The organism is Dietzia papillomatosis NBRC 105045 (assembly GCF_001570845.1).
In the GTDB taxonomy this organism is placed as follows: domain Bacteria; phylum Actinomycetota; class Actinomycetes; order Mycobacteriales; family Mycobacteriaceae; genus Dietzia; species Dietzia cinnamea.
Map to the genome: position 1 here is coordinate 1 of NZ_BCSL01000064.1, position 10,971 is coordinate 10,971.

Sequence of the window (10,971 nt, forward strand, 5' to 3'; positions counted from 1 at the left end):
ATCCCGACGCGGGGTAGCGGATTCGGGAGGGGGCGGCCGGGAGGGGGCTGGGCCGGGAGGGGCTGGCCGGGAGGCGGCTCGGCCAGGAAACGGGCTGGGCCGGGAGGGCCCCAGCCGAGCCGGTCAGACGGCGGCCCGGAACCTCCGCAGGCGCAGGCTGTTCGCCACCACGAACACCGAGGAGAACGCCATCGCCGCGCCCGCGATCATCGGGTTGAGCAGTCCGGCAGCGGCCAGCGGCAGCGCCGCGACGTTGTAGGCGAACGCCCAGAACAGGTTGCCCCGGATGGTGCCCAGCGTGCGCCGCGACAGGCGGATCGCGTCGGCCGCCGAGCGCAGGTCGCCGCGGACCAGCGTGATGTCGGAGGCCTCGATCGCCGCGTCCGTGCCGGTGCCGATCGCCAGACCCAGGTCGGCGGTGGCGAGGGCGGCCGCGTCGTTGACGCCGTCGCCCACCATCGCCACGGCCCGGCCCTCGGACTGCAGGCGGCGGACCACCTCGACCTTCTCCGCGGGCATGACCTCGGCGATGACCGTCTCCGGGCCGGGATCGATCCCGACCTCGGCGGCCACCGAGGCGGCCACGGCGGCGTTGTCGCCGGTGAGCAGGATCGGCGTGAGACCGAGGTCCCGGAAGCGGCGGATGGCCTCGGCGGAGGTGTCCTTGATCTGATCGGCCACCACGAGGACCCCGCGGGCCCTCCCGCCCCAGCCCGCTGCGACCGCCGTGCGGCCGGCCTGCGCGGCCTCGGTGAAGGCCGCCTCGAGCTCGTGCGGCAGCGGCATGCCCCGCTCGGCCAGTAGCGCGGGCCGACCGACGACGACCACCTCGTCGTCGTCACCCACCCGGCCCGATACGCCCAGGCCCTCGTGGTTCCGGAAGCCCTCGACGGCCGGCAGCGCGCCGACCTCCTCGCGCGCGCCGGCGGCGATCGCGCGGGCGATGGGATGCTCGGACGCGTCCTCCACGGCACCTGCGCGGCGCAGCACCTCGGCGCGCACCTCACCATCCGCGACGGCTGTAGAGACCAGCGCGTGCTGACCGGTGGTGACGGTGCCGGTCTTGTCCAGGACGATGGTGTCGACGCGGCGGGTGGACTCGAGCACCTCGGGGCCCTTGATGAGGATGCCCAGCTGCGCGCCGCGGCCGGTGCCCACCATGAGCGCCATCGGCGTGGCCAGGCCGAGCGCGCACGGGCAGGCGATGATGAGCACCGCCACGGCCGCGGTGAACGCCATCGACGCGCCGCCCCCGGTGAGCATCCAGTACGCGAACGTGCCCGCGGCCAGCACCAACACGATGGGCACGAACACGCCCGAGATGCGGTCGGCCAGGCGCTGCGCGGCGGCCTTGCCCGACTGGGCGTCCTCGACCATCCGCGCCATCTGCGCGAGCTGGGTGTCGGCGCCCACGCGGGTCGCGCGCACGATGAGGCGACCGCTGGCGTTGACGGTGCCGCCCACCACCGCGTCGCCCGGACCGACCTCGGCGGGCACGGACTCGCCGGTCACCATGGAGGTGTCGACCGCGGAGGCGCCGTCGACGATCTCACCATCGGTGGCGATCTTCTCGCCGGGCCGCACGACGAACTCCTCGCCGACCTGCAACGCGTCCACCGGGATGCGCGTCTCGACCCCGCCGCGCAGCACGGCGACGTCCTTGGCGCCCAGCTCGAGCAGCGACCGGAGCGCCGCGCCGGCCGAGCGCTTGGACCGGGCCTCGAAGTAGCGGCCGAGCAGGATGAACGTGGTCACGCCCGCGGCGGCCTCGAGGTAGATGTCGCCCGCGCCGTCGCTGGGCGAGAGGCTGAACTCGAACCCGTGCGTCATGCCGGGCATGCCGGCGTGACCGAAGAACAGGGCGTACAACGACCACAGGAACGCCGCCGACGTGCCCAGCGAGACGAGCGTGTCCATGGTGAACGCGCCATGGCGCAGATTGATCGCGGCCGCGCGGTGGAACGGCCACGCGCCCCACACCACGACCGGCGCGGCGAGGGTGAGGCTCAGCCACTGCCAGTGGGTGAACTGCAGCGCCGGGACCATGGCCATCGCTATGACGGGGATCGACAGGATGGCCGAGATGATGACGCGGCGGCGCAGGTCGTCGACCCGGTCGGGGCCGGCGGCATCGTCGGTCTGGTTGTGCGCGCTGCCGACGGTACGGCCGGCGTCGGCGGCGGCACTGTCCGTGGCGGTGGGTGCCGGGGTCCGGGGCTCGGTGTTGCGAGGGCGCGGCAGCCGCGCGTGGTAGCCGGCCTGCTCGACGGTGTCCAGCAGGAGCTGCGGCTCGATCCCGTCGGCGATCTCCACGCGCGCCTTCTCGGTGGCGTAGTTGACCTCGGCGGTGACGTCGTCGAGTTTGTTGAGCTTGCGCTCGATCCGGTTCGCGCACGACGCGCAGGTCATGCCCTCGATCTGCAGCTCTACGAACGTCGTGGCGGGCGCCGCGCCGGTGGCGCGCGGGGAGTCGGTGGCGGAGGTCCGGGTGGAGTCGCTCGCGGTCATCGCGGTCAGGCCTCCGTGAGTGTGTACCCGGCCTCGTCCACGGCGGCGCGGACCGCCGCGGGATCGACCGGGTCGGAGGAGACGACGACGAGGCGACCGGACTCCAGATCGACCTCGACCTCCGTGACGCCGGAGATCTCGGAGACCTCCTCCTTCACGGACGCGACGCAGTGGCCGCAGGTCATGCCGGAGACGGTGTAGGTGGCGGTGGCGGACATGGTGTTCCTTCTTTCAGGCGTATGGGTGGGGCGCGGTCTCAGGACCGGACCAGGCGTGCGATGGCGGCGTTCGCCTCGGCGAGCTTGGCCTCGGCCTCGGGGCCGCCGTGCTCGATGGCGCCGGCGACGCAGTGGCCGAGGTGCTCCTCAAGCAGGCCCAACGAGACGGACTGCAGGGCGCGGGTCATGGCGGAGATCTGCGTGAGGATGTCGATGCAGTACTTGTCCTCCTCGACCATCCGCTGCAACCCCCGGGCCTGTCCCTCGACGCGGCGAAGCCGCTTGAGGAGGTCGTCCTTGTGGGGGGTGTATCCGTGCTCGGCCATGGCACATACGGTACCCCCCTAGGGTATGCGCCGCAAGGGCGGCGGCCGACCGGTGTCTTTCTCCCGCAGCCCTTCCTATGGTCATCAGCAACCGCGGTTCCGTTGTCGACCCGTCGAGAAAGGAATGGCCGCCATGACGACCACCCGGTCGGATCACGCCGCCTGAACCCGGAGGCACGGGTATCGACACATCGAGCGACCGAGCGACCACCGAGGAGACGACATGCCCAAGACCGGCAAGGACGGCCACGCCAAGGAGAGCGAACTGCCCTCGACCCTCCAGCGCAGCGACCAGAAGGCCAAGGACACGTTCGCCAAGGCCTACGACTCCGCCGAGGAGGAATACAGCAGCGAGTCCCGTGTGGCTCGCACCGCCTGGGGCGCGGTGAAGCACACGCACGAGAAGGTCGGCGACCACTGGGAGCCCAAGGATTCCTCGGGTCCGTCGGATCCGAGGTCGGAGAGCGGGGGCCCGAACCCGTCCGGGAGGTCCGAGGGCGGCGTCGACGCCAACGCGACCAAGGACCATCTCTACGAGCAGGCACAGAAGCTCGACATCCCCGGCCGCTCGGACATGACGAAGGACGAGCTCGTCGACGCGCTCCGCAAGGCCAACGACAAGGAGACCAGGAAGAGCCGCGAGAAGTGAGAGATCCCGCGATTCCCCGCGATGTTCGGCGGGGTCATGCTCGCGATCGCGGCCACCGCCGTCGACGATCTCGTGGGCGATGAGGCGGAGGTCCCGCTGACACTGGCGATGAGCAGCAACGCCGCCACCTGGCTGGTCGCGACCGTCGCGGGGGCGATGATCACCACGGTCGGAGTGGTCTTCTCCCTCATCGTGGTCAGCCTCCAGCTGGCCAGCGGCCAGTTCTCACCACGGGTGATGCGCTCGTTCATCCGCGACCGCCTCAGTCAGGGCGTCATCGGCCTGCTGGTCGGCACGTTCTTCTACTGCGTGCTCATCCTGCCGAGCATCAACGGTGAGGCGACGGCGCCCGCCCCGCGGATCTCCGTGAGCCTCGCGGTCGTCCTCACGGTTGTCACGGTGGTGGGGATCATCGCCCACCTCGACCACCTCGCGCGCGGACTGCAGGTGGGCAACCTCGCGCGGGCGATCTCGGTAGAGGGACGCTCCGTCGTCGAGGCGGTCGCTCGCACTCCCGCCGACCTGCACGAAGTGGACCCCCGCGAGCATCCGTACCCGAGGACGCCTCCGCGGTCCCGGCTCGACGCAGCGGCTGGGTCAGCCAGGTGGACATCGGCCAGATGCTCAGATCCGTGGACCCGGGCACCACGATCCGCATGGAAACCAGGGTCGGTGCCTACATCCACGAGGGCGAGCCCCTGTTCACCGTGCACCCGGCCCAGGCCCGGCGCACGGAGCACGCCCTGGCGGAAGCGATCGACGTCGCCGCCGCGCGGACGATGCTCCAGGACGTCGACTTCGCCATCCGGCAGCTCGTCGACATCGGCCTTCGAGCACTGAGTCCTGCGATCAACGACCCGACCACGGCCGTGGAGATCCTGCTCCGGTTGGGCACTCTCATGCGCAAGGTCCTCACCTCCCCGCCGGCACCGCTGGCGATCCGGGACGAGCAGGGGCGGGCACTCCTCCAACCGTGGAATCTGCACCCCGACGAGTTCGTCGAGCACGCCTTCGACCAGATACGCCAGAGCTGCCTCGACCAGCCCGAAGTCGTGGCGACGTTGCTGCGGGTCCTTCGCATGCTCATCGCCCACGTTCACGAGGAGGGGTGCTCGGATCGCGCCGGGGCCCTCGAGAAGCAGATGCATATCACCCTCGAGATGGTGGCGCGGCAGCCGGGGATCCACCCGAAGGATCTGGAGCGGCTGCAGGCGCTGTCCTCCGACGAGACCGACCCCGCAGGTCACAGCCGGTAGCCGCCGAGGCGAGTCCGCGCCGGTGGTTACGTGGTGATCCACACCAGCCGTTGGTGGGAGCGCCACCGGGCGCGGCGCGAACGCCGGGCCCCGTCCGCCGTTCCACGCTGCCCCGGGGTCTTCACCGACCCGCCCTCCCACGACACCTCACCGCGGCGGGCGAATTCCGACTAGGCTCCGCTTATTCGTGATCTACGCCATATGAGTCCGGGGGGACCGTGACACCTCGACGCACAGCGCTGCGCGCCGCCGCATTCGCCGCCGCCATCACCACCACCGTCGCCGGAGGGGCCCTCGTCGCCCCTGCCGCGTCAGCGCAGGGGTCGTCCAACGCCCCGGCGCCCGCGTTCTATCAGCCGCCGGCCGACCTCCCCAACGGCAGCGGCGCCCTGATCAAGACGGAGGCGTTCCCGCTCGCCGGCGCCCTCCCGGACATTCCCGGCGCGGAGGCACTCACCGACGGCGCCGGCCCTATGTCGACGGACGCGCAGCGAATCATGTACACCTCCGTCGGCTCCCGGGGCCAGCACATCGCCGTGACCGGCACCTACCTGCAGCCACGGGCCCCCTGGGCCGGCGCCGGTTCGCGACCGCTCGCCGTGATCGCGCCGGGCACGCAGGGGCAGGCGGACCACTGCGCGCCGTCGAAGACCTTCCAGAACGTGGCCAGCGTCCAGACGGATCCGCCCGGTGTCGGGTTCGGCTACGAGATCATCCAGGCCTACGCCCTGCTGGCCCGCGGGTACGCGGTGGCCGTGACCGACTTCGAGGGACTGGGCACGCCCGGCCTCCACTCGTATGTGCACCGCGAGGCCCAGGCCCGCGCCGTGCTCGACCTCGCCCGCGTCGCTCCGTCCGTCCCCGGTTCGGACACCGGCCCGAACCCGCGCACAGTGTTCTCCGGGTACTCGCAGGGTGGCGGGGCGGTGGCGGCCGCGGCCGAGCTACATCCGGAGTACGCGCCAGAGATCGACCTGGTCGGGACCGCCGCGGGCTCGCCACCGGCCGATCTGCTGGCCACGCTCGACCAGGCCGACGGGTCCGCCATCGCCGGCGTGATCGGCTACGCCCTCAACAGCCTCTCCGACGCCTACCCCGAACTGAAGGAGCGGATGGACGTCCACCTCACCGACGGTGGCCAGGCGATGCTGACCTCGACCGCCGACCAGTGCATCGGCGAGACCGCGGTCCAGTTCTTCCAGCACCGCACCGCCAACTACACCAAGACCGGCCGACCCGCCGTGGAGATCGTCCGCGAGGACCCGGTGGCCATGAAGTACCTGGAGATGCAGCGGGTGGGGCGGCTGAAGCCCACCACCCCGGTGCGGATCGTCTCCCCCGTGAACGACGATGTCGTCCCCGGCCACCAGTCGCAGCAGCTCGGTCGCGACTGGTGCGCCCAGGGCGCCACGGTCGACATGGTCATCGACCCGATGCCCGCGATGGCACCCGGCCTCGTGATCGGCCATGCCGCGCCCATGATCACCGGGCTGGACGGGAATCTGCGCTACCTCGACGACCGCATCAACGGGCTGCCGGCGCCCAGCAACTGCGGAACCTACTGACCTCGACCTCGGTTCCGCCGACCCCCGCCCCGGCCCGCACACCTCGCAGTCCTACGCCGTCCCCGTTCTGGCCACTGCCCGCCATCGAAGAGACCCCGCAAGCAGCTTGCGCAATCTAGTTGTAGAGTTGGCGCATGCCGGACCCCACCGCGTCTCGGGCCCCGGGCGGTCCCACCGAACCCGACGCCGTCACGCTCGCCACCGACCTCCGCGAGGCACTGCGCCCGCTGTGGCGCCGGCTCAGCGCCCACAAGACACTGTCGATGGGCAAGACCGGGATCCTGTTCCACCTCGAGCAGCGCGGGCCCCTGACCGCCACCGACCTCGCCGGTCTCGAGCGGATCAGCCACCAGGCCGTGGCGAACGCCGTGAGAGAGCTCCAGGATCTCGGCCTGGTCTCGCGGACCCCCGACCCGTCTGACGGTCGCCGCACACTCCTCGCACTGACCGACGCCGGGCGCGACCGGCTGACCGCCGAGCGCGCCGCCGGCCAGGACTGGCTTGTCGACGCCGTCGCCGGCCAACTTCATGCCGACGAACGCGCCACCCTCGCCGCCGCGATCCCCCTGCTCCGCCGCCTGGGCGCCGGGACCGAGCGGTGATCGCGCCGTATCGCCGGCCGGCGCCCCGCTGGTTCACCCAGTCCCTCGTCTACGCCGCCCTGACCAGTTCGGTCGTGAGCTCGTTGGGCATGCTGCTGGTGCCGTCGGTGGCCGCGGAGTTCGGTGTCCCGGTGAGCACGGCGCAGTGGATGCTCACCATCAACCTGCTGGTCGGCGCGGTCGCCACCCCGATCATGGGCCGCCTCGCCGACGGCCCGCACACGCGGCGACTCCTCCTCGCCAGCCTGAGCGTCATCTGCGTCGGGTCGGTCGTGGCCACGCTCGCGCCGAATTTCGCCGTCTTCCTCATCGGCCGCGCCCTGCAGGGCCTGCTGTACGGCACGGTGCCCATCACGATCGCCCTCGCCCGCCGGCATCTCACGTTCACCGCGTCCCAGCCGACCATCTCCACGCTGTCGGTCACGGTCTCGGTGGGCATGGGGCTGGGCTATCCGCTCACCGGCATCCTCGCGGCGTCGTTCGACCTGCGGGCAGCATTCGCGTTCGCCGCCCTCTTCGTCGTCACCGCCGCGGCCGGGGTCTGGCGATTCGTGCCGGCGGGCCCCGATCCGCTGGCGCCCCGCACCCCGTTCGACACGACCGGAGCGCTTCTCCTGGGCACGGGCCTGGCGGCGCTGCTGCTGTGGATCTCCGAGTCGCAGACGTGGGGGTGGACCTCCGCCACCTCACTGGTGGTCCTGGTGGTTGCCCTGTATTCGCTGTTCTTCTGGGTGGTGCACAGTATTCGCACCCTGTACCCCCTGGTGAATCTGCGGGTGGTCCGCCGGCCGGAGGTCCTGCTGGCCAACGCCACCGCCATCGGCCTGGGCACCGCGATGTACATCGGCCTGTCCATCGCGAGCCTGGTGGCGCAGGCTCCGCGTGAGACGGGTTTCGGCCTCGCGGTGCCGCTGATGTGGGCGGGTTTCATGATGGCGCCGCTGTCGGTGGGCAGCCTCGTCGCCAACCGCACCGTCCGGGCCCTGTCCCGGCGGTTCGACATGGCGGTGTTCCTGCCGGTCGGCGCCGCCGTGATGACGGTGGCGTCTGTGCTGCTGTGGCTTCGGCACAGCGACTTCTGGACCCTGGCGATCGGCATGTTCCTCTTCGGCGCCGGCATCGGTTCCGGGCACGCGGCGATGCCGGCGCTCATCGCCCGCAGCGTCGCCGTGGACCAGCTGGGCAGCGCTGTGAGCTTCAATCAGGTCCTGCGCACGGCGGGTGGCGCGGTCGGTGCGGCGCTGTCGGCGGCGGTCCTCGCCGCCCACCCGTCCGGCTCCACGTACTCGACGGACGAGGGCATCACCATGGCGTTCGGCGTGGGCGTGGTGTGTTGTGCGGTGGTGATGGCGGCGTTGGTGGCCCACGCCGTGCTGTCCCGCCGGCGTACGGGGTAACGCCCGGGGAGAGGGGCGACGACGACGAGCCCACCCGACGCCCCGCCGTCCGCCTTCGCCCGCGATACCGTTCGGAGCATGCGCGCGCTGAGCTGGCTCCCCATCGTCATCGTCACCGTGGTTCACCTGGCCGCGCTGGCGGCGGGGTCTGCGACCGCGGGCGCGTGGTCGCAGGTCCTGCTCATGCCCGCGCTCGCGCTGGTGTTACTGGTGCTGCCGCGCGACGACCGCGGGCCAGCCTGGCCCTGGGCGCTCGGCGCACTGGCCGCGAGCTGGGTGGGCGACTCACTGCCCCGGCTCGTGCCGGAGGACGCGGAGTTCCTCGCGATGGTGGGCGGGTTCGCGGTGGCCCAGGTGCTGTGGATCGTGGCGTTCACCCGCGTCGAGCGGGGCCGCTCGCCCATGGCGTGGACGCTGCTGCTGGTCGTGGTCGCGGTCGCGTTGCTGGCGGTGACGGTGCCGGAGGCGGGTGTGCTCGCGCCGGCCGTGGTGGTCTACGGGCTGCTGCTGCTCGCGGTGGCGTGGCTGGCGGCGAGCCACGGCTGGGTCGGCGGGTTCGGGGGTGCACTGTTCGTGCTGTCCGACGGGCTCATCGCCCTGGGCGCCTTCCGCCCCGACCTCGTCGACTGGCCCCAGTGCGACCTGCTGGTGACGGCCACCTACGTCGCAGCGCAGGCACTGTTCGTGGTGATCATCCTGCTGACGCGCTCGCCGGAGCGCACGCCCCCGCCGGAGAGGTCATCTCGCCCCCGCAGAGGCAGCGACACGATACGTTGACCGCTGCCACATCCCCCGCTATCGAACAGGTGCGCCGTGCCCGCCAGCAGAATCCCGTTCGTCCGTCCCCGACGAGCGGCCAGCCGGGCGTCCGCTCTGGCGGGCGTTGTCGTCGGCCTCGCCCTCTACGTCGCCGCGTTCCTGCTCAACTCGCCGATGGAGTCCTGCACGTTCCGACTGTCGATGCTCGAGAACGGTGCCACGCAGCTGACGCACTGGGACTACAGAACCGAGTGGGCCGGACTCGTGGCGAGCCGGTGCGACGCCACCCTCGTCGACGGCCCGCAGTCAGGCCTCGAGCATTCCGAGCGCGTTATCGAGTGGGGGCCGTCAGCCATCGCGGCAGTCGGACTCACCATCGCTGGCATCGGGCTGTGGCTCCTGGTGACGCCACGTGCCCGCAGGACTCGCTGAAGCGACACACGGCTGGGTCCGACTCCGGCCCCGGTCGATTCAGTAGGAGATGGCGCGCTCCTTGACCTTGAACCAGATCGAGAAGTCCTCGGCAGCCCGACGGACCTCGTCGTAGCTCGAGCCGCTGGTCAGATCGTCGAAACTGTCGCGGACACCGTCGACACCCGTGGGGCGGGTCTCCTTGGGCATCCCGAAACCCATCTTCCAGTCACCGAAGCTGCGCCGGGACGTCTGCTCCACGACCAGGACCTGCAGTCGGTCGTGCCTGTCGTCAGCGGAGATGTCCTCCATCAGGGAATCGATCTCGGCGGGCGGTCCCTCCAGGAACTGGATGAAGGTGTCGTTGCGGTACAAGAGCAATCCGGTGATCCCGGCGTCCCGGTTGCGCCGTCGCGCCGTGTACAGGATCGCCTCCAGGTCGGCGGGGTCCATCGGCCGCGAGGCCACACTGCTGTACACCAGATACTTCAGCGTCTCAGCCCGGTCTGTCTCTCCCACACCCGCGCCCGCCGTCATCGGTCGTCCCCGGCGGGAGCAGTGGCGAAGTACAGGTCGTTCAGGCACGTCATCGACCTCTCCAGTGTGCGGGCCTCACCTCGCGGTTGCGACATCTCGTCGAACTTCCTGAACGTGCCGTCCGACGTCTGATCGATATAACCCACGAAATTCCCCCGGTGGCTACCGACGAAGAACGCATCCTCCACCTGCGACCAGCGGACATCGTCGTCGTGGTCGCCGTTGCTTTCCTGACTCATTACCGCCTCTTCATTCGCATCGCGAGTGGCCTTCGCGCGGACCTCGGGGACCGGCTTTCACCACAAGCGGCCCAGTGTGTCAGGGGCCAGCCGACGCCGCCACCGGCAGACGTGCGAGCAGGCCTCTGATTTCAGCCAGGCGGCCCGTGCCGACTCCTCTCACCAGGTGATGCGCTCCGGGCGGGCGTCGGCGAGGACCTCCTCGCGGTCATCCGCCAGCAGGAAGCCCTCCTCGATGAGCCGGTCGGTGGCCTCGGTGTAGGCCCGCAGGTACTCGTCGCGGTCCGACCACCGCTGGCGCAACTGCTCGTCCGGAACCACCTCGGTGCGACCGAGCAACATACAGAAGGGCGCGGAGTGCGGATAGGGCGCACCGACCAACCTCTCGACCGGCGCCTCCACGGCCGGGGTCCTCACGCCACCGCGGCCGATGCCCAGGTCACCGGGGACCACCTCGTCGTCGTCGTACTCCACCGGCGGCGCGACCGGCGGGCGCGCTCCCCC

At 71.1% G+C, this 10,971-nt stretch carries 12 protein-coding genes and 1 pseudogene; 7 read left to right on the forward strand and 6 right to left on the reverse strand.

All coding sequences use genetic code 11. From position 1 onward, the window contains the following. Window positions 1-123: 123 nt before the first annotated feature. Genes DPA01S_RS15000 through DPA01S_RS15010 form a run of 3 tightly spaced genes read right to left on the reverse strand, consistent with a single transcriptional unit; the run spans window position 124 to window position 3,052 of the window. A complete protein-coding gene (locus DPA01S_RS15000; protein WP_061229861.1) occupies window positions 124-2,508 on the reverse strand; it encodes a heavy metal translocating P-type ATPase in 2,385 nt (794 codons plus the stop codon). A gap of 5 nt (window positions 2,509-2,513) precedes the next feature. Next, window positions 2,514-2,726: a heavy-metal-associated domain-containing protein gene (locus DPA01S_RS15005; RefSeq protein WP_061229862.1), complete on the reverse strand. Its 213-nt coding sequence runs from the start codon at window positions 2,724-2,726 to the stop codon at window positions 2,514-2,516. Between the two features lie 38 nt (window positions 2,727-2,764). Then, window positions 2,765-3,052, reverse strand: coding sequence for a metal-sensitive transcriptional regulator (locus tag DPA01S_RS15010; RefSeq protein WP_061229863.1), 288 nt, complete (start codon window positions 3,050-3,052; stop codon window positions 2,765-2,767). A 223-nt stretch (window positions 3,053-3,275) separates the two neighbouring features. On the opposite strand from DPA01S_RS15010, the gene DPA01S_RS15015 reads away from it, so the two are divergent. The 7 genes and pseudogenes from DPA01S_RS15015 to DPA01S_RS15045 all read left to right on the forward strand — a co-directional run bounded on the left by DPA01S_RS15015 (window position 3,276) and on the right by DPA01S_RS15045 (window position 9,712). Further along, the gene (locus DPA01S_RS15015; protein WP_061229864.1) at window positions 3,276-3,701 is read left to right on the forward strand and encodes a ChaB family protein; all 426 of its coding nucleotides are present in this window, start codon (window positions 3,276-3,278) and stop codon (window positions 3,699-3,701) included. Between the two features lie 36 nt (window positions 3,702-3,737). Then, window positions 3,738-4,957, forward strand: a pseudogene (locus DPA01S_RS16560) (DUF2254 domain-containing protein). A gap of 218 nt (window positions 4,958-5,175) precedes the next feature. Then, on the forward strand, window positions 5,176-6,522 hold the full coding sequence (locus DPA01S_RS15025; protein ID WP_232303195.1) for a lipase family protein: 1,347 nt from the start codon (window positions 5,176-5,178) through the stop codon (window positions 6,520-6,522). A 134-nt stretch (window positions 6,523-6,656) separates the two neighbouring features. Continuing rightward, on the forward strand, window positions 6,657-7,124 hold the full coding sequence (locus DPA01S_RS15030) for a MarR family winged helix-turn-helix transcriptional regulator (protein WP_082767843.1): 468 nt from the start codon (window positions 6,657-6,659) through the stop codon (window positions 7,122-7,124). Then, window positions 7,124-8,521, forward strand: a complete 1,398-nt coding sequence (locus DPA01S_RS15035; RefSeq protein ID WP_153038689.1) for an MFS transporter — start codon at window positions 7,124-7,126, stop codon at window positions 8,519-8,521. The genes DPA01S_RS15030 and DPA01S_RS15035 overlap by 1 nt, the downstream gene beginning before the upstream one ends. 78 nt (window positions 8,522-8,599) lie before the next feature. After that, entirely contained in the window at window positions 8,600-9,298 is a 699-nt protein-coding gene (locus tag DPA01S_RS15040; RefSeq protein ID WP_061229867.1) for a lysoplasmalogenase family protein, read from the forward strand. Window positions 9,299-9,334: 36 nt separating this feature from the next. After that, entirely contained in the window at window positions 9,335-9,712 is a 378-nt protein-coding gene (locus tag DPA01S_RS15045) for a hypothetical protein (RefSeq protein ID WP_061229868.1), read from the forward strand. Window positions 9,713-9,751: 39 nt separating this feature from the next. Here the strand turns inward: DPA01S_RS15045 and DPA01S_RS15050 are convergent, their stop codons facing one another. The 3 genes from DPA01S_RS15050 to DPA01S_RS17100 form a co-directional block, all read right to left on the reverse strand. Next, the gene (locus tag DPA01S_RS15050; protein WP_061229869.1) at window positions 9,752-10,228 is read right to left on the reverse strand and encodes a BLUF domain-containing protein; all 477 of its coding nucleotides are present in this window, start codon (window positions 10,226-10,228) and stop codon (window positions 9,752-9,754) included. Beyond that, window positions 10,225-10,467, reverse strand: coding sequence for a hypothetical protein (locus tag DPA01S_RS15055; RefSeq protein WP_061229870.1), 243 nt, complete (start codon window positions 10,465-10,467; stop codon window positions 10,225-10,227). Before DPA01S_RS15055 ends, DPA01S_RS15050 begins: the two co-directional genes overlap by 4 nt. A 159-nt stretch (window positions 10,468-10,626) precedes the next feature. After that, a partial coding sequence (locus DPA01S_RS17100; protein ID WP_269747528.1) for an alpha/beta hydrolase domain-containing protein occupies window positions 10,627-10,971 on the reverse strand: 345 nt, incomplete at its 5' end.

Coding starts and splice junctions, on each gene's coding strand:
- DPA01S_RS15000 (WP_061229861.1), bottom strand. CDS start 2,508: ATGACCGCGAGCGACTCCACCCGGACCTCCGCCACCGACTCCCCGCGC.
- DPA01S_RS15005 (WP_061229862.1), bottom strand. CDS start 2,726: ATGTCCGCCACCGCCACCTACACCGTCTCCGGCATGACCTGCGGCCAC.
- DPA01S_RS15010 (WP_061229863.1), bottom strand. CDS start 3,052: ATGGCCGAGCACGGATACACCCCCCACAAGGACGACCTCCTCAAGCGG.
- DPA01S_RS15015 (WP_061229864.1), top strand. CDS start 3,276: ATGCCCAAGACCGGCAAGGACGGCCACGCCAAGGAGAGCGAACTGCCC.
- DPA01S_RS15030 (WP_082767843.1), top strand. CDS start 6,657: ATGCCGGACCCCACCGCGTCTCGGGCCCCGGGCGGTCCCACCGAACCC.
- DPA01S_RS15040 (WP_061229867.1), top strand. CDS start 8,600: ATGCGCGCGCTGAGCTGGCTCCCCATCGTCATCGTCACCGTGGTTCAC.
- DPA01S_RS15050 (WP_061229869.1), bottom strand. CDS start 10,228: ATGACGGCGGGCGCGGGTGTGGGAGAGACAGACCGGGCTGAGACGCTG.
- DPA01S_RS15055 (WP_061229870.1), bottom strand. CDS start 10,467: ATGAGTCAGGAAAGCAACGGCGACCACGACGACGATGTCCGCTGGTCG.